This window comes from Streptomyces sp. NPDC096079, from assembly GCF_040303145.1.
In the GTDB taxonomy this organism is placed as follows: domain Bacteria; phylum Actinomycetota; class Actinomycetes; order Streptomycetales; family Streptomycetaceae; genus Streptomyces.
Genome location: NZ_JBEOST010000010.1, coordinates 42,438 through 59,786, shown reverse-complemented (window position 1 = coordinate 59,786; position 17,349 = coordinate 42,438). Strand labels below are relative to the sequence as shown.

The 17,349-nt window shown below is 73.0% G+C and carries 17 protein-coding genes; 12 read left to right on the top strand and 5 right to left on the bottom strand.

The window, feature by feature from the left end; genetic code table 11:
- Positions 1-7 precede the first annotated feature (7 nt).
- The gene (locus ABTY59_RS21100; protein ID WP_352020534.1) at positions 8-1,438 is read left to right on the top strand and encodes a purine-cytosine permease family protein; all 1,431 of its coding nucleotides are present in this window, start codon (positions 8-10) and stop codon (positions 1,436-1,438) included.
- A 74-nt stretch (positions 1,439-1,512) separates the two neighbouring features.
- On the opposite strand, the gene ABTY59_RS21095 is transcribed toward ABTY59_RS21100, so the two are convergent.
- The 3 genes from ABTY59_RS21095 to ABTY59_RS21085 all read right to left on the bottom strand — a co-directional run bounded on the left by ABTY59_RS21095 (position 1,513) and on the right by ABTY59_RS21085 (position 4,506).
- Entirely contained in the window at positions 1,513-2,196 is a 684-nt protein-coding gene (locus ABTY59_RS21095) for a gamma-glutamyl-gamma-aminobutyrate hydrolase family protein (protein WP_352020533.1), read from the bottom strand.
- Between the two features lie 29 nt (positions 2,197-2,225).
- Positions 2,226-3,659: an ethanolamine permease gene (eat, locus tag ABTY59_RS21090; RefSeq protein ID WP_352020532.1), complete on the bottom strand. Its 1,434-nt coding sequence runs from the start codon at positions 3,657-3,659 to the stop codon at positions 2,226-2,228.
- A 118-nt stretch (positions 3,660-3,777) separates the two neighbouring features.
- The gene (locus ABTY59_RS21085; protein ID WP_352020531.1) at positions 3,778-4,506 is read right to left on the bottom strand and encodes a FadR/GntR family transcriptional regulator; all 729 of its coding nucleotides are present in this window, start codon (positions 4,504-4,506) and stop codon (positions 3,778-3,780) included.
- A gap of 89 nt (positions 4,507-4,595) precedes the next feature.
- On the opposite strand from ABTY59_RS21085, the gene ABTY59_RS21080 reads away from it, so the two are divergent.
- The 4 genes from ABTY59_RS21080 (at position 4,596) to ABTY59_RS21065 (ending at position 9,468) form a co-directional block, all read left to right on the top strand.
- Entirely contained in the window at positions 4,596-5,960 is a 1,365-nt protein-coding gene (locus ABTY59_RS21080; RefSeq protein WP_352020530.1) for a glutamine synthetase family protein, read from the top strand.
- 23 nt (positions 5,961-5,983) lie between these two features.
- Positions 5,984-7,339, top strand: a complete 1,356-nt coding sequence (locus ABTY59_RS21075) for an aldehyde dehydrogenase family protein (protein ID WP_352020529.1) — start codon at positions 5,984-5,986, stop codon at positions 7,337-7,339.
- A 5-nt stretch (positions 7,340-7,344) separates the two neighbouring features.
- Positions 7,345-8,130: a 3-oxoacyl-ACP reductase gene (locus ABTY59_RS21070; protein WP_352020528.1), complete on the top strand. Its 786-nt coding sequence runs from the start codon at positions 7,345-7,347 to the stop codon at positions 8,128-8,130.
- 81 nt (positions 8,131-8,211) lie between these two features.
- Positions 8,212-9,468, top strand: a complete 1,257-nt coding sequence (locus tag ABTY59_RS21065) for a haloacid dehalogenase-like hydrolase (RefSeq protein ID WP_352020527.1) — start codon at positions 8,212-8,214, stop codon at positions 9,466-9,468.
- Here ABTY59_RS21065 and ABTY59_RS21060 read toward each other — a convergent pair.
- Complete coding sequence (locus tag ABTY59_RS21060; protein WP_352020526.1) at positions 9,465-10,667, bottom strand: amino acid deaminase/aldolase; 1,203 nt, start codon at positions 10,665-10,667, stop codon at positions 9,465-9,467. The two genes, ABTY59_RS21065 and ABTY59_RS21060, sit on opposite strands and share 4 nt — an antisense overlap.
- Positions 10,668-11,460: 793 nt before the next feature.
- Between ABTY59_RS21060 and ABTY59_RS21055 the strand changes: the two genes are divergently transcribed.
- From ABTY59_RS21055 to ABTY59_RS21045, 3 genes are read left to right on the top strand one after another with little or no spacing between them, the layout of a single operon-like run.
- Positions 11,461-12,228 (top strand): hypothetical protein, encoded by a 768-nt coding sequence (locus tag ABTY59_RS21055; RefSeq protein ID WP_352020525.1) that lies wholly within the window; start codon positions 11,461-11,463, stop codon positions 12,226-12,228.
- Positions 12,225-13,406, top strand: a complete 1,182-nt coding sequence (gene mycP / locus ABTY59_RS21050; RefSeq protein ID WP_352020524.1) for a type VII secretion-associated serine protease mycosin — start codon at positions 12,225-12,227, stop codon at positions 13,404-13,406. Before ABTY59_RS21055 ends, mycP begins: the two co-directional genes overlap by 4 nt.
- 34 nt (positions 13,407-13,440) lie before the next feature.
- Positions 13,441-14,172, top strand: coding sequence for an SseB family protein (locus ABTY59_RS21045; protein ID WP_352020523.1), 732 nt, complete (start codon positions 13,441-13,443; stop codon positions 14,170-14,172).
- A 2-nt stretch (positions 14,173-14,174) separates the two neighbouring features.
- Here the strand turns inward: ABTY59_RS21045 and ABTY59_RS21040 are convergent, their stop codons facing one another.
- Positions 14,175-14,543, bottom strand: coding sequence for a DUF1844 domain-containing protein (locus tag ABTY59_RS21040; protein WP_189804492.1), 369 nt, complete (start codon positions 14,541-14,543; stop codon positions 14,175-14,177).
- Between the two features lie 270 nt (positions 14,544-14,813).
- Between ABTY59_RS21040 and infC the strand changes: the two genes are divergently transcribed.
- The 4 genes from infC to ABTY59_RS21020 all read left to right on the top strand — a co-directional run bounded on the left by infC (position 14,814) and on the right by ABTY59_RS21020 (position 17,324).
- Entirely contained in the window at positions 14,814-15,533 is a 720-nt protein-coding gene (gene infC / locus ABTY59_RS21035) for a translation initiation factor IF-3 (RefSeq protein WP_403541407.1), read from the top strand.
- Between the two features lie 125 nt (positions 15,534-15,658).
- Entirely contained in the window at positions 15,659-15,853 is a 195-nt protein-coding gene (gene rpmI / locus ABTY59_RS21030) for a 50S ribosomal protein L35 (protein WP_015032399.1), read from the top strand.
- A gap of 106 nt (positions 15,854-15,959) precedes the next feature.
- Positions 15,960-16,346, top strand: a complete 387-nt coding sequence (rplT, locus tag ABTY59_RS21025) for a 50S ribosomal protein L20 (RefSeq protein WP_017241732.1) — start codon at positions 15,960-15,962, stop codon at positions 16,344-16,346.
- 138 nt (positions 16,347-16,484) lie between these two features.
- Entirely contained in the window at positions 16,485-17,324 is an 840-nt protein-coding gene (locus tag ABTY59_RS21020; RefSeq protein WP_352020521.1) for a TrmH family RNA methyltransferase, read from the top strand.
- Positions 17,325-17,349 lie beyond the last annotated feature (25 nt).

The following is a 17,349-nucleotide window of genomic DNA, read 5'->3' as shown; positions in this document are numbered from 1 at the left end:
GGGCCGCATGGCTTCCACGATCCCCGACCACGGCGCCGTCCGCGCCGAGGCCGCCCCGCCGTCCGACCGCCCCGGTCGCATCGAGGCCCACGGCATCGATCACATCGCCGACAGCGAGCGCCACGGTCATCCGCGCGAGCTGTTCTCCGTGTGGGCCGCGGCGAACGTCAACTACCTCAGCCTCGTCATCGGCGGCGCCCTCGTCCTGATGGGCCTCAGCCTGTGGCAGGCCGTCGGCGTGATCGTCGTGGGCAACCTCTTCTGGGTGCTGACCGGCCTCCTCGCCACCTCGGGACCGGCCGCGGGCGCGCCGAGCGAGGTGATCACCCGCGCGCTCTACGGCGTCATCGGCAACCGGGTGAACAACGCGATCGGCGGCTGGCTGGTCTCCGTCTGCTACTTCGCGCTCAACCTCGCGGCCGCCGCGACCGCCGCCTTCGCGCTCGTCGAGAAGGCCGGCATCACCGCGAGCGTGCCCGTCAAGGTGGTGGTGATCGTCGTCATCGCCGCGCTCACCCTCGCGATCAGCGTCTACGGCCACGCCCTGATCATCAAGCTGTACCTGCCGATCACCCTGGCCCTGGCAGGTGCCTTCACCGTCGTCGCGCTCGCGGTCTTCCGCCACGCCGACTTCTCGTACACGCCCGCACAGCCGGCCCACGGCGTCGGGCTCTGGGCCCTCCTCCTCGCGGGCACCACGATGATCGCCTCGGGCCCGCTCTCGTACACCACGAGCGCCGACTTCTCCCGCTACCTGCCCCGTACGGCCTCGAAGAAGGCGATCGTCGGATGGACCGCGCTCGGCGCCTTCGTGCCCAGCGTCGTCGTCTGTTCGCTCGGTGCCTTCGCGGCCACCGCCGTCGACATGACGGACCCCCAGACCGCGCTCCAGGAGATCCTGCCGGGCTGGTTCGTGCCCGTCTTCCTGCTCGCCCTGGTCCTCGGCACGATCTCCATCAACGCCCTGACCGCGTACAGCGCCGGACTCGCCCTCCAGGCCGTCGGCCTGCGCGTCCGGCGTACCGTCAGCGTCCTCTTCGACGGCACCGTCGCGGTCGCGCTCACCCTCTACGGCCTGCTGGTCTCCAACTTCCTGGACACCGTCAGCAACGCCCTCCAGGTGATGGTCGTCCTGAGCGGCCCGCTCATGGCCGTGTACGCCACGGACATCCTGCTGCGCCGCAACCGCTACGACGGCCTCGCGCTCTCGGACGAGACCACCGGCAGCCCCTTCTGGTTCACCGGCGGCGTCAACCGTGCGGGCGCCCTCGCCCTGATCGCCGGCGTGGCCGCGGCCGCCCTCTGCGTCGACACCCTCTACACCGGTCCGGTCGCCTCGGCGCTCGGTGGCGTCGACCTCTCCCTTCCGGTCGGCATGGTCGTCGCCTCGGGCCTGTACGTGCTCCTCGGCCGCCGCGCGGTGGCGGCGACGAGCTGACCCGTCCCCGCCGAGCCCCCGAAGCCGCGGGGCGACCGGAGCCCACCCCGGTCGCCCCGCCCCTCATCGGCGCCTCACCGGCGGGCGGCCGCCTCCACCAGGCCCCGCATCACCCGCAGGTCCTCGCCCATCTCCGGGTGCCACTGCACCCCGAGCGCCCAGACCGGGGCGGCCAGTTCCACCGCCTCCACCGTGCCGTCCTCCGCGTGCGCCGAGGCCGCGAGCCCCGTGCCCAGCCGGTCCACGGCCTGGTGGTGGTAGGTCGGCACCTCGGTCAGCTCCGGTACGAGGGAGGCGTACCGGGTGCCCGGCACCGGCTTCACCGCGTGCCGGCCGATCACCCCGACCGCCTCCACGTGTCCGTCGAGGTGCTGGACCAGGGTGCCGCCGAGCGCCACGTTCAGGAGCTGCATGCCCCGGCAGATGCCGAGCAGCGGGGTTCCGGAGGCGAGGGCCGCGTCGATCAGGGCCAGCTCCCAGGTGTCCCGGGCGCGGGCCGGCGGGCCGGTACGGGGGTCGGGCTCGGCCCCGTACCGTACGGGCTCGACGTCCGCCCCGCCCGCGACGACCAGACCGTCGAGCCGGGCCACGACCGCCGCCGCGTCCTCCGGCCCGCCGGGCGGGAGCATCACCGGGAGCCCTCCGCCCTCCCGTACGAGACGCGGGTACTGCGCGGGAAGCAGCGCGGCGGTCATGTCCCACACCCCCCAGCGCGCCTGGTCCAGGTAGGTGGTCACGCCGATGAGCGGCTTGGTCACGGAAACGTCCTCCAGGAAGGGAAGGGGCATCAGTCGCGTTCGAGTTCGGCCTCGGCCGCCGCGAGCGCCGCGAACTCCTCCTCGGGCGCCCTGGCCACCAGATGGTGCCGACTGTAGAACGCGAAGTAGGCGAGGGCGATCACGTACACCCCGAGCGCCATGAAGGCCGCCGTCCGGTCCACCAGGAAGGTCGCGACCAGCGCCGAGAGGGCCAGGACGAAGGCCACCGACGAGGTCACGATCCCGCCGGGCGTGCGGTACGGGCGGTGCAGTCCCGGCTCGCGGCGGCGCAGCACGATGTGGGAGAGCGCCATCAGGGCGTACGAGATGGTGGCGCCGAAGACCGCGATGTTCAGCATCCGGGCGCCGTTCCCGGTCCCGGCGGCGAGCGCGAAGCCGAGGGCGCCCGGGATGAGGAGCCCCAGGTAGGGCGACTTGCGGCGGCTGGTCAGGGAGAGGAACCGGGGCAGGTAGCCCGCCCGGGAGAGGGCGAAGAGCTGACGCGAACCGGCGTAGATGAGGGAGAAGAAGGACGCGACCAGGCCCGCGAGGCCCGCGTAGTTCACGAAGCGGCTGAGGGCCGTGGGGTCCCCGTCGCCCTGGAGCGCCACGACCAGCGGGTTGCCGGCCTCCTGCACGGCGGCCGAGCCGCGCGCCCCGGTGGCGGCGAAGAAGGTCATGACGGCGAGGAGCACCAGGATCCCCATCGCGATCGCGAGCGCTCTCGGCATCGACCGCACCGGGTCCTTCGCCTCCTCCGCGGCGAGCGGCACGCCCTCGACGCCGAGGAAGAACCACATGCCGAAGGGGAACGCGGCCCAGATCCCGAGGAGCCCGAAGGGCAGCCAGGAGTTCGACCCGACGGCGTCCGTGTCGACCGGGATGTCGTTCAGGCCGTCCACGTGGAAGTCGGTGAACGCGCCGAGCGCGAAGACGATCAGGGCCGCGACCGCGATCGCCGTGACGATCAGGCTGAAGCGCAGCGCCTCGCCCACGCCCCACAGGTGGATGCCGATGAAGAGCGCGAAGCAGACCAGGTAGACCGGCCAGCCCGACTCCAGGCCGAAGAGTCCGAGGGACTCCACGTAGTCTCCGATGAAGATCGAGATCGCCGCCGGGGCGAGGATGTACTCGATGAGGATCGCGGTGCCGGTGAGGAAGCCGCCCCAGGTGCCCAGGGCCCGGCGCGCGAAGCCGTAGCCGCCGCCCGCCGTGGGCAGGATGGCGGACAGCTCGGCGAGGGCGAAGACCAGACAGGCGTACATCGCGCCCATCAGGACGGTGGCGACGGCGAGCCCGCCGAAACCGCCCTTCGACAGACCGATGTTCCAGCCGGAGAAGTCCCCGGAGACGACGTACGCCACGCCGAGACCGGTCAGCAGCAGCCAGCCGGCGCTGCCGCGGCGGAGCGCCCGCCGCTCCAGATAGTCGTCCTTCGTCGGCGTGGTGTCTTCGAGCGTCATGGCAGCGTCAGCTCCCCGCAACGGGCCCAATGGATTGGAGCCATACCTTTGCGGTGGCCGACGGGGGAGCGCAACCCCCGTGCGTTACTTTCGGGTTACGCCGCCGTCCGCTCCCCGGTCACGTCAGGAAGCCCCGCAGCAGCGCCGCCGTGCCCGCGCAGTGCTCCCGCATCACCTCGCGCGCCGCGTCCGCGTCCCCGTCGAGGACCGCCTCCACCAGGGCCGTGTGCTGGTGCTGGGAGTGCTCCAGGTTGCGCACGAGCAGGGGGATGCAGTCGAGCAGGTCGTTCACCGTCGCGCGCACGGCGGCGTACTGCGCCGTCAGCGTCGGCGAGCCGGAGAGCTCCGCCAGCGTGAGGTGGAGCAGGGTGTCCTGGCGGCGGTAATCGGCCAGCGGGGCGTCGTGCGTCGACGCCACGGCCCTCCGCAGCCGCTCGGCGCCCGCCGCGTCCAGACCGTGCGCCGCGCACAGCCCGGCGGCGCCCACCTCCAGGACCTCACGGAAGCGCAGGGTGTCCTCCATGTCGACGCTGGCGATCCGGCGCCGCAGCTCGTCCTCGTCCGCCGTCTGCGTCCGGGGCAGCACGAACGTCCCGCCGTACCGGCCGCGCCTGCTCTCCACGAGCCCCTGCTCCTGGAGGACCTTGAGGACCTCGCGCAGCGTCACCCGGCTGATCCCCATCCGGTCCGCGAGCTCCCGCTCGGCGGGCAGCCGCTCCCCGCCGGGCACCAGGCCGAGCCGTACCACCTGGAGGATCTGCTCCAGGGCCTCCTCGAACCCGTTGCCCGCCCGCACCGGCCGCAGCACGGGCGTCAGCCGGTCCGCCGATTCACTCGTACTGGCCACGTTCTCGTTTCCCTTCCTCCAGCACTTCCCAAGCAATGGTCTTCCGCAATACCTTATGGCTCCCGGCACGCCGAAGGAGGAGCAATCCCGTGGCAGACCGCACACCCCCGCTCACCGTCGAGGAGCTCCGCGCCCTCGTCGCGAGCGGCGAGATCGACACCGTCGTCCTGGCCTTCCCCGACATGCAGGGACGCCTCCAGGGCAAGCGGTTCGCCGCACCGTTCTTCCTGGACGAGGTCCTCGGTCACGGCACCGAGGGCTGCAACTACCTCCTCGCCGTCGACACCGAGATGAACACCGTCGACGGCTACGAGATGTCCTCCTGGGACCGCGGCTACGGCGACTTCGCGATGCACCCCGACCTCACCACCCTCCGCCGCCTCCCCTGGAACGACGCCACCGCCATGGTGACGGCCGACCTCGCCTGGGCCGACGGCACCCCGGTCGTCGCGGCGCCCCGCCAGATCCTCCGCCGCCAGCTGGAGCGCCTCGCGGAGCTCGGCCTCACCGCCCACGTCGGCACCGAGCTCGAGTTCATCGTCTTCAAGGACAGCTACGAGCAGGCGTGGGACGCGAACTACCGCGGCCTCACCCCCGCCAACCAGTACAACATCGACTACTCCGTCCTCGGCACCGGACGCATCGAACCCCTCCTGCGCCGCATCCGCAACGAGATGACCGGCGCCGGACTCACCGTCGAGTCCGCCAAGGGCGAGTGCAACCCCGGCCAGCACGAGATCGCCTTCAAGTACGACGAGGCCCTCGTCACCTGCGACCAGCACGCCGTCTACAAGACGGGCGCCAAGGAGATCGCCGCCCAGGAGGGATGCTCGCTCACCTTCATGGCGAAGTACAACGAGCGCGAGGGCAACTCCTGCCACATCCACCTCTCCCTCCAGGACGCCGAGGGACACAACGTGATGGCCGGCGACGACGCCCACGGCATGTCCGAGACCATGCGGCACTTCCTCGCCGGACAGCTCGCGGCCCTCCGCGACTTCTCCCTCCTCTACGCCCCCAACATCAACTCCTACAAGCGGTTCCAGCCCGGCTCCTTCGCCCCCACCGCCGTCGCCTGGGGCCACGACAACCGCACCTGCTCGCTCCGGGTCGTCGGCCACGGCCGCTCCACCCGCTTCGAGAACCGCCTCCCCGGCGGCGACGTCAACCCCTACCTCGCCGTCGCCGGCCTGGTCGCCGCCGGCCTGTACGGCATCGAGCAGCGCCTCGAACTTCCCCCGCCCTGCACCGGGAACGCGTACACCGCCGAGTACGCGCACGTCCCCACCACCCTGCGCGAGGCCGCCGAACTCTGGGAGACCAGCGAGATCGCCAAGGCCGCCTTCGGCGCCGAGGTCGTCGCCCACTACCGCAACATGGCCCGCGTCGAACTCGACGCCTTCGACGCGGCGGTGACCGACTGGGAGCTGCGCCGCTCCTTCGAACGCCTGTGACGAAGACGAAAGAAGAGGAAGAGTTGCTCCAGGTACTCAACCCGGCGACCGAGGAACCGGTCGCCACCGTCCCCGCCGCCACCCCGGCCGACGTCGACGCCGCCGTCGCCCGCGCCACCGCCGCCCAGCGCGGCTGGGCCGCCGCCGCGCCGGCCGACCGGGCCCGGCTGCTCCGCCGCTTCGCCGCCGTCGTCGACGACCACGTCGAGGAGCTCGCCCGCCTGGAGGTCACCGAGGCCGGCCACACCCTCGGCAACGCCCGCTGGGAGGCCGGCAACGTCCGCGACCTGCTCGACTTCGCCGCCGGGGGAGTGGAAAGGCTCAACGGCCGCCAGATCCCGGTGGCCGGCGGCCTCGACATCACGATCCTCGAACCGCTGGGGGTCGTCGGCGTCATCGCCCCCTGGAACTTCCCCATGCCGATCGCCGCCTGGGCCACCGCGCCCGCGCTCGCCGCCGGCAACGCCGTCCTCCTCAAGCCGGCCGAGACCACCCCCCTCACCGCGCTCCGCCTCGCCGAACTCGCCCTGGAGGCGGGCCTCCCCGAAGGCCTCTTCCAGGTCCTCCCCGGCACCGGCCCCGTCGCCGGGAACGCCCTCGTCGAACACCCCGGCGTCGCCAAGATCGTCTTCACCGGCTCCACCCGGGTCGGAAAGTCGATCATGGCGAAGTGCGCCGACCAGGTGAAGCGGGTCACCCTCGAACTCGGCGGCAAGAGCCCCAACATCGTCTTCGCCGACGCGGACCTGGAGGCCGCCGCCGCGGCCGCCCCGATGTCCTTCCTCGACAACAGCGGCCAGGACTGCTGCGCCCGCACCCGCATCCTCGTCCAGCGGAGCGCGTACGACCGCTTCCTGGAGCTCCTCACCCCCGCCGTCGAGGAGATCGTCGTCGGCGACCCCGCCGACGAACGCACGCAGATGGGCCCGCTCATCTCCCGCGCCCAGCTCGACCGCGTCCGCTCCTTCGTCACCGACGATCTCGAAGGGATCCGCGGCAAGGCCCCCGAGGGCCCCGGCTTCTGGTTCCCGCCGACCGTCCTCACCGGCGTCCCCGAGGACGCCCCCTGCGCCGTCGAGGAGATCTTCGGACCCGTCGCCGTCGTCCTCCCCTTCGAGGACGAGGCCGACGCGATCCGCCTCGCCAACGCCACCGAGTACGGCCTGTCCGGCTCGATCTGGACCCGCGACGTCGGACGCGCCCTGCGCGCCTCCCGCGCGGTCCGGGCCGGCAACCTCTCCGTCAACTCCCACTCCAGCGTCCGCTACTGGACCCCGTTCGGCGGCTACCGGCAGTCCGGCCTCGGCCGCGAACTCGGCCCCGACGCCCTGACCGCCTTCACCGAAACCAAGAACGTCTTCCTCAGCACGGAGGCCTGAACCGCATGAGCACCGAAGAGATCGTCTGCCGCCGCCTCGTCGGCCGCACCGCCGTCATCACCGGAGCCGGCAGCGGCATCGGCCTCGCCACTGCCCGCCGCCTCGCCTCCGAGGGCGCCAACGTCGTCTGCGCGGACATCGACGAGACCGCCGGCAAGGCCGCCGCCGAGGAGGTCGGCGGCACCTTCGTCAAGGTCGACGTCACCGATCCCGAGGAGGTCGAGGCCCTCTTCAAGACCGCCTTCGACACCTACGGCTCCGTCGACATCGCCTTCAACAACGCCGGCATCTCGCCCCCCGACGACGACTCCATCCTGGAAACCGGCCTGGAGGCCTGGAAGCGCGTCCAGGACGTCAACCTCACCTCCGTCTACCTCTGCTGCAAGGCCGCCCTGCCCTACATGCGCCGCCAGGGCAAGGGCTCCATCATCAACACCGCCTCCTTCGTCGCCATCATGGGCGCGGCCACCAGTCAGATCTCCTACACCGCGTCCAAGGGCGGCGTCCTCGCCATGTCCCGCGAGCTGGGCGTCCAGTTCGCCCGCGAGGGCATCCGCGTCAACGCCCTGTGCCCCGGCCCCGTCAACACCCCGCTGCTCCAGGAGCTCTTCGCCAAGGACCCCGAGCGGGCCGCGCGCCGCCTCGTCCACATCCCCGTCGGCCGCTTCGCCGAGGCCGAGGAGATCGCCGCCGCCGTCGCCTTCCTCGCGAGCGACGACTCCTCCTTCGTCAACGCCAGCGACTTCCTCGTCGACGGCGGCATCTCCGGCGCGTACGTGACCCCGCTCTAACCGTTCACCCCGAATCCCCCCACCCGACAGCCGGGCGTCGCATGGCGCCCGGCTGTCCTGCGTACACCCAGGAGAGTGATCATGAACGACAAGCTCCGCACCTCCGCCGCCGCTGCCGCCCTCGCCCTCGCCGCCACCGCGCTCATCCCCGCGACGAACGCCGAGGCCAAGCCCGCCGCCTGCGCCGCCCTGAAGACCTCCGAGGGCTGGTACGGAGACAACGAGGCCCGCATCGACGCCCTCATCGCCGACCACTGCGAGGACCGTCGCAAGGGCGGCAGGAAGCCCGTCGCGGTCTTCGACTGGGACAACACCGTCATCAAGAACGACGTCGGCGACGCCACCTTCTACTGGCTGCTGCGCAACGACCGCGTCCGGCCCCCGAAGGACGGCGACTGGTCCACCACCAGCCGGTACCTCACCCCCGAGGCCGCCACCGCCCTCGGCGACGCCTGCCCCACCGGGGTCCGCACCCTCCCCACGGCCACCGACACCCGCTGCGCCGACGAGCTCCTCTCCGTCTACGGCTCCGGCACCACCACCGGCGGGAAGACCGCCTTCGCCGGCCACGACCACCGCCGGATGGAGCCCCAGTACGCCTGGCTCGCCCAGCTCCTGCACGGCTGGACCACCCGCCAGGCCGCCTCCTTCGCGGCCGCCGCCCGCGCCGAGAACCTCGCCGCCCCGCAGGGCACCACCCAGCAGGTCGGCACCGCGCGGGTCACCGGCTGGGTCCGCTACTACGACCAGCAGCGCGACCTCATCCGCGCCCTCCGGGACGGCGGCTTCGACGTCTGGATCGTCTCCGCCTCACCCGAACCCGTCGTCGACGTCTGGGCGAAGGGCGTCGGCGTCGACGCCTCCCACGCCCTCGGCATCCGCAACACCACCGACCACGGCCGCCTCACCAGCCACCTCAAGGGCTGCGGCGGCGTCAGGGACGGGGAAGACGCGATGATCACCTACATCGACGGCAAGCGCTGCTGGATCAACCAGGAGATCTTCGGCGTCCGGGGCCCCGCCGCCGAGCGCGTCCAGCCCGCCTCCCGCCGCCAGGTCTTCGCCGCCGGCGACTCCGACACCGACATCTCCTTCCTGCGGGACGCCACCGGCCTCCGTCTGGTCCTCAACCGCAACAAGAACGAACTCATGTGCCGGGCGTACGAGAACGGCGACGGCCGCTGGCTCGTCAACCCCATGTTCATCGAACCGAAGAAGCGGAAGACCGGCGCGTACCCCTGCTCGACGACCGGCTACACCGCGGCCGACGGCACGGCGCAGCCGGTCCGGCGGACGGACGGCAGCATCGTCCCGGACCAGCTCGACACGGTCTTCTAGAGGAAGGTGCGCCCTTCACCCCGGTACGTGGGCACCGTCGCCGTGACCCGGTCGCCCACCACCAGGGACAGGCTCTCGAAGCGCTCGCACAGCTCCCCGGCCTTCGCGTGCCGGAACCAGACCTTGTCACCGATCCGCAGATCGTCGGCCGGGGAGCCGAGCAGCGGGGTCTGCACCTCGCCGGGCCCCTCCTGGGCGTCGTACCGGAGACCCTCCGGCAGATACGGGACGGGCAGCCGGTCCGGGCCGGCCGCCCCCGACGCCGGATACCCGCCGCCCAGCACCGTCACCACGCCCACGCCCGGGCGGCGCACCACCGGCTGCGCGAACAGCGCGGCCGGGCGCCCGCTGAAGGACGTGTAGTTGTCGAAGAGACGCGGCACGAAGAGGCCCGACCCGGCGGCGATCTCCGTCACCGCGTCCTCCGCGGCCGTGTGCTGCACGCTGCCGGTGCCGCCGCCGTTCACGAACTCCAGGTCCGGCTCCACCGCGCGGACGGCCCGCACCACCGCCGCCCTGCGCTCCGCCAGCTCCCTCCGGGCGGCGGACTGCATCACCCGGATCGCCCGCGAGCGCAGCGGCCGGCCGGCGACGGCGTCCCCGACCCCGGCGACGTGCCCCTCGTACGCCATGATCCCGACCAGCCGGAAACCGGGACGGCGCACCACCGAGCGGGCCAGCTCGGCCAGGTCGGCAGGGGTCCGCAGCGGCGAGCGCCGCGCCCCGACCCGTACCCGCCCGCCCCACAGCCGGAGCGCGGTGTCCATCTCCAGACAGACCCGCACCTCCTCCGTCCCGCCCGCGCGGGCCGCGTCGATCAGGTCGAGCTGCACCACGTCGTCGACCATGACGGTCACGGCGGCGGCCAGCTTCGGGTCCCGCGCCAGCTCCCCGAACCCGGAACGGTCGGCGGAGGGATACGCCAGCAGCACGTCCTCGAACCCGGCCCGCGCCAGCCACAGCGACTCGTCGAGCGTGAACGACATGATCCCGGCGAAGCCGTCCCGCGCGAGGACCCGTTCGAGCAGCGCCCGGCACCGCACGGACTTGCTCGCCACCCGGATCGGCTTGCCCCCGGCCCGGCGCACCAGGTCCGCCGCGTTGTCGTCGAACGCCTCCAGGTCGACGATCGCCACCGGCGCGTCGAGATGAGCGGTGGCCCGGTCGTAACGGGCCCGGTCGGCGGCACGGGGAGTCATGGCCCGAGCTTGCCAGACCGGTTTCGGGGTGGGTAGCCCCTGGGTTCCCGTGCCCGGGGGAACAGCCCGTAGAGTGACGGGCATTGTCGACACGAGCGGGGGGACGGGGATGACGGGCGAGCACGGCCCCACGACCTCCCGGATCACGGACGCGCTGCTCTCCACCCCGGACGTCCCCGAGGTGGAACGGACCACCCGCCTCCGCCCGGTCCCACCCCACGGACCCCGCCCCGGCACGCCGGAGCGGCCGCCCGCCCCGGCGGAGCAGGCGGCCGCGCCGCTGCCGCCGCGACCCACGACGGCACCGGCCGGAACGACCCGCGCCGGATCCCCGGGCGTCCCGCCCAGGCCCACGACGCCTCCCGGCGGGTCCGCCGCCGACCCCGGCGGGTCAGCCCGCCCCGCTCGGCCGGTGGCCGCCGCCCGGGGGACCGCGGTCCCCGCCCGCCCCGCGGCTGCCGCTGGCGGGTCCGCCGTTCCCGCTCGCCCCGCGGCTGCTCCCGGCGGGTTCGCCGTTCCCGCTCGCCCCGCGGCTGCTCCTGGCGGGTTCGCCGTTCCCGCCCGCCCCGCGGCTGCCCCTGGCGGGTCCGCCGTTCCCGCTCGCCCCGCGGCTGCTCCCGGCGGGTCCGCCGTCGCGCGCCCCGTGCCCGGCCGGCCGGCCGGCTTCCCTGCCTCCGGGCCCGCCCCGACGAGTGGTCCGCGCGCGACGGGGCTGCCGTCGTACGGGCCCTCCCGGGGGCCCGGCGCCCTGCCGCCCGAGCTGCCCGTCGAGGTCACCACGCGGTTGCGGCCCGTGCGTGAGCGGCGGCACCCCGGACGGACCGTCGCGGTCGCCGTCTGCGCTGTCCTCGGGTTCGGGCTCATCGGCGGTGCCCTCGCCGGGGTCTGGCTGGCCGCCGCCGAGCAGGACGGTCCCGCCGAACCCCTCGGCTACGTCGAGGCCAAGGACCTCTGGCACAACGCCCCCGTCGACACCCTCTTCCCCCGCACCCTGACCGGCCCCGCCGCCGGCCCCGGCGGCGCCGCCCGCACCTGGACCCGGATCGTCGTCGCCCCGGACGCCCCCTGCACCCCCGCCGTGCTCGCCAAGGGCCTCCTCGCCACCGTCGAACCCCTCGGCTGCGAGCGCGTCCTGCGCGCCACGTACACCGACGCCACCTCCAGCAGCGTGATCACCGTCGGCCTCGTCTTCACCCGCGCCGACTCCGCCACCCAGCGCACCCTCGGCCCCCACCTCACCACCCGGCTCGGCGCCGACGTCCCCCCGGCCCTCGCGGGGCCCGGCACCGTCGCCGAGCGCTTCGGGCCGGCCCAGCGCGCCGCCTGGTGGCTGAACGCCCCCGCCGACCTCCCCGTCGTCGTCACCGCCGTCTCCGGCTTCGCCGACGGCCGGACCGTCGACGGCGGCCCCGTCCCCGCCGACCGGGCCATGACCGCGAACCGTACCGACGCCACCGCCCAGTCCGGCCTCGGCCACGAGGCCAAGGGCATCACCGAACGCCTCGCGCGCCTGCTGGGCATGGCCTCCGTGAAGGCCGTCCAGGAGAAGAGCGCCCGGTGATCCGACCCGCCCACCGCCGGACCCGCGGCCCCGCCGTCGCCCTCCTCGCCGCCGCCTTCTCCGTCCTGCCCGCCACCACCGCGCCCGCGCACGCCGACACCATCCGCGCCCGCCAGTGGGGCCTCGAAGCCCTCCACACCACGGAGGCCTGGCGCACCACCAAGGGCAAGGGCATCACCGTCGCCGTCCTCGACACCGGCGTCGACGCCGACCACCCGGACCTCGCCGGCTCCGTCCTCACCGGACGCGACCTCATCGGCTTCGGCGCCTCGAAGGGCGACCGCTCCTGGGCCCGGCACGGCACCGCCATGGCCGGCATCATCGCCGGGCACGGCCACGGCCCCGGCGCCCAGGACGGCGTCCTCGGCGTCGCCCCCGACGTCCGCGTCCTGCCCGTGCGGGTCATCCTGGAGTCCACCGACTCCGCCCGCGACAAGGCCCGCAAGACCCGGGGCACCGCCCTCGCCCAGGGCATCCGCTGGGCCGCCGACCACGGCGCCGACGTCATCAACCTCTCCCTCGGCGACGACTCCAAGTCCGCCCATCCCGACGCGGGCGAGGACGCCGCCGTCCAGTACGCCCTCGCCAAGGGCGTCTCCGTCGTCGCCTCCGCCGGCAACGGCGGCGAGAAGGGCGACCACATCTCGTACCCCGCCGCCTACCCCGGCGTCATCGCGGTCACCGCCGTCGACCGCTACGGCACCCACGCCTCCTTCTCCACCCGCCGCTGGTACGCCACCGTCAGCGCCCCCGGCGACGACATCGTCATCGCCGACCCCGACCGCCGCTACTACGAGGGCTGGGGCACCAGCGCCGCCGCCGCGTTCGTCTCCGGCGCCGTCGCCCTCGTCCGCTCCGCGCACCCCGGCCTCACCCCCGCCCAGATCAAGCGGCTGCTCATCGACACCGCCCGCAACCGGCCGAAGGGCGGACGCAGCGACGCCAAGGGGTACGGGACGGTCGACCCGGCCGCCGCCATCGCGGCCGGCGGCAGGATCAAGGGCGGCGACCCCAAGAACACCGCCACCGGCTACCAGGGCCGCCACTTCGGGCCGGGCCCCCTCCCCGCCGTCGAGGAGAGCCGCCCCCTCGGCCTGCTCGCCCCCGTCGCCGGCGGACTCGGCGCCCTGCTCCTGCTCACCGCCGTGATGCTCCGGCGCGCCCACCGGACCTCCTAGCCGGGGGCACGGGACCGCCGGTTAGGCTCGTCGTGTGGCGCTCAAGAACATCCCGGACCCCGGTTTCTCCGAAGACGACGGCACCGCCGACCCGCGGCTCACAGCGGCCCTCGCGGCCTGGGCGGAGGACAGGACCGCCCACGGTCCCGTCCTCGAAGCCCTGAAGGAGGCCCGGCTGCTCGTCCCCGTGGTCGCCGTACTCGGCGAGGTCGAGATCGACCCCGAGACGGGCCTGAAGCAGGAGAAGACGAGCGACATGGCCGTCCCCACCCTCACCGCGGGCGACCGCCGGGCCCTTCCGGCCTTCACCTCGATCGCCTCCCTCGCCCTCTGGGACCCGGCGGCGCGTCCCGTCGCCGTGCCCATGCGGCAGGCGCTGGCCGCGCTCGTCCACGAGAAGGCCGACACCCTGGTCCTCGACCTCGCGGGCCCCGTCCCGTACCAGGTGACCGGCTCCGCCCTGCTCGCCCTCGCCGAGGGCCGCTCCAGCGCCGACCCGCTCGACGACCCGGCCGTGCGGGAAGCCGTGCGGGCCGTCGTGGCCGCCGAGCCCGCGGTGCTCCGCGCCCACCTGGGGCCGGGCACCGCAGACGGCACCGTGGCCCTGGTCCTCGACGCCGACGCCGCACCGGCGGAGGCCGCCCAGCGCGTGGCCCGCGCCCTGGCCGCCGACGAAACACTGAGGGCCCGCCTGGTGCGGGGCCTCGACCTGGCACTCCTGCCGGCCTCGGCCACGCCTCCGGGCGAGCCCTTCTACGTGAGGTAGTTCTAGCCGTACACGGGACCGGTGTACTTCTCGCCAGGACCCTGACCCGGCTCGTCCGGGATCAGGGAGGCCTCGCGGAAGGCGAGCTGGAGGGACTTCAGGCCGTCCCGCAGGGGAGCCGCGTGGAAGGAGGAGACCTCCGTCGCGCCGGCGTCCAGGAGGCCCGCGAGCGCGTGGATCAGCTTGCGCGCCTCGTCGAGGTCCTTGTGCTTCTCGCCCTCCTCGGTGAGCCCGAGCTTCACGGCGGCGGCGCTCATCAGGTTGACGGCGACGGTGACGATCACCTCGACCGCCGGTACCTCCGCGATGTCGCGGGTCATGCTTTCGAAGTCGGGGGAGTCCGTGGACTCGTTCTGGGGCGTCTCGCTCATGCCCACACGATAAGCGGACGTACGGTTCGCGCCGACCGCCGGGTCCTGCTAACCTTGTGTAACGACCGGCCGGACATCTCTGTGTCCGGCCCACAAGTGGAGGCTCCGTACTCCCACCTGACCACCCTCGCGGGTGGCGGGTCACCGGTCAGGTGGCGCCCATCGTTCCGTACGGACGATGGAGCCGCCCGATGTGCGCCCCGCGGTTCACCGTGGTGGTGCTCCGGTTTTCCGTGGAGCCCCGCCTGTGTACCGTCCGGGGCATTTTTCATGTGCCGGCCCGGTTGGTCTCAACTGTTTCACGTGACGTGTCCGTCCGCCAAGGCGGTCGCGTGGTGCTACCGAGGAGGATCCATCAGCGCCGAGCCCCGCATCAACGAGCGGATTCGCGTTCCCGAGGTGCGTCTTGTCGGCCCCAGCGGCGAGCAGGTGGGCATCGTCCCCCTTGCCAAGGCCCTGGAGCTCGCTCAGGAGTACGACCTCGACCTGGTCGAGGTCGCGGCGAACGCCCGCCCGCCCGTGTGCAAGCTCATGGACTACGGGAAGTTCAAGTACGAGTCGGCCATGAAGGCCCGTGAGGCGCGCAAGAACCAGGCGCACACGGTCATCAAGGAGATGAAGCTCCGGCCGAAGATCGACCCGCACGACTATGACACCAAGAAGGGTCACGTCGTCCGGTTCCTCAAGCAGGGCGACAAGGTCAAGATCACGATCATGTTCCGTGGTCGTGAGCAGTCCCGCCCGGAGCTCGGTTACCGACTTCTGCAGCGCCTCGCCGAGGACGTCCAGGAGCTTGGGTTCATCGAGTCCAACCCGAAGCAGGACGGCCGGAACATGATCATGGTTCTCGGTCCGCACAAGAAGAAGACCGAGGCCATGGCCGAGGCGCGCGAGGCCCAGGCCGCGCGCAAGGCGGAGCGCCAGGGCGGTTCGCCCGAGGCCGCCGCCGAGCCCTCGACCGAGACCCCGGCCGAGAACGCCGAGGCGTGATCCGAGGGGGCTGCCCCGCGGCAGCCCCCGGATTCCGCACGGTTCCACCCAATCGAAGAATGACGCTCCCGGCTGACCGGTGCCCGCACCGGGGGGAGCGCCACTGACGAGGAGAGAACGGCGCTATGCCGAAGAACAAGACGCACTCCGGTGCCAAGAAGCGCTTCAAGGTCACCGGCTCCGGCAAGATCCTGCGCGAGCGCGCCGGTAAGCGCCACCTGCTCGAGCACAAGTCGTCCAAGCTGACGCGTCGCCTCACCGGCAACGCCGAGATGGCCCCGGGTGACGCCGCCAAGATCAAGAAGATGCTGGGCATCTGAGTTGATCTCCCGCCCTCGGCGACGAGGGCATCCGGCACAGACCGGGACCCATCCGTTTTTCGGGTCGTGTGAGGACCACCGCGACCCCGCTACAAGGAGTTAAGAAGTGGCACGCGTCAAGCGGGCAGTCAACGCCCACAAGAAGCGCCGGGCGATCCTCGAGGCGGCCTCCGGCTACCGCGGTCAGCGTTCGCGCCTGTACCGCAAGGCCAAGGAGCAGGTCACCCACTCGCTGGTCTACAACTACAACGACCGCAAGAAGCGCAAGGGCGACTTCCGTCAGCTGTGGATCCAGCGCATCAACGCCGCTGCCCGCCAGAACGGCATGACGTACAACCGCCTCATCCAGGGTCTGAAGGCCGCCAACATCGAGGTGGACCGCAAGATCCTCGCCGAGCTGGCCGTCAACGACATCAACGCGTTCGCCGCGCTGGTCGAGGTCGCGCAGAAGGCCCTCCCGGCCGACGTCAACGCCCCGAAGGCCGCCGCCTGATCTTCCAGGCCGCAGTACTTCTGCCCGGACCCGCAGGCCTCGCGCCTGCGGGTCCGGCGCGTTGACCGCCCCGGGCCTGTCCGAGCGTTCGCCTCGGACCAGGCCGCCGTACCCGACGAGTCAGAGAGCCGCAGGCACATGTCCACCCCCGAGCTGATCTCCCCGCGTTCCCCGCGCGTCGTCGCCGCCCGACGGCTCGCCAAGCGCAACTTCCGGGGCAAGGACCGCCTCTTCATCGCCGAGGGCCCGCAGGCCGTCCGCGAGGCCGTCGAGCACCGCGGCCCCGGCGGAGAGCCCACCCTCGTCGAGCTCTTCACCACCGTCGAGGCCGCCGAGCGCTACACCGCCATCGTCGACGCCGCCCGCGCCGCCGGCGCCCGCGTCCACTTCGCCCCCGACACCGTCCTCGCCGAGGTCTCCCAGACGGTCACCCCGCAGGGCCTCGTCGGCGTCTGCCGCTTCCTCGACTCGCCGTTCGAGGAGATCATCGCCGCCCGGCCGAAGCTGGTCGCCGTCCTCGCGCACGTCCGCGACCCCGGGAACGCCGGCACCGTCCTGCGCTGCGCCGACGCGGCCGGCGCCGATGCCGTCGTCCTCACCGACGCCTCCGTCGACCTCTACAACCCCAAGTCCGTCCGCGCCTCCGTCGGCTCCCTCTTCCACCTGCCGGTGGCCGTCGGCGTCCCCGTCGAGCAGGCCGTCGCCGGACTGAAGAGCGCGGGCGTACGGATCCTCGCCGCCGACGGGGCAGGTCAGGACGACCTCGACGACGAGCTCGACGCCGGCACCATGGGCGGCCCCACCGCCTGGATCTTCGGCAACGAGGCCTGGGGCCTGCCCGAGGAGACCCGGGCGCTCGCCGACGCCGTCGTCCGCGTCCCCATCCACGGCAAGGCCGAGTCCCTCAACCTCGCCACCGCCGCCGCGGTCTGCCTCTACGCCTCGGCCCGCGCCCAGCGCCCCCGCGCCTCCGCCTGAGAGGTCCACGACCTCGGCCTGAGAG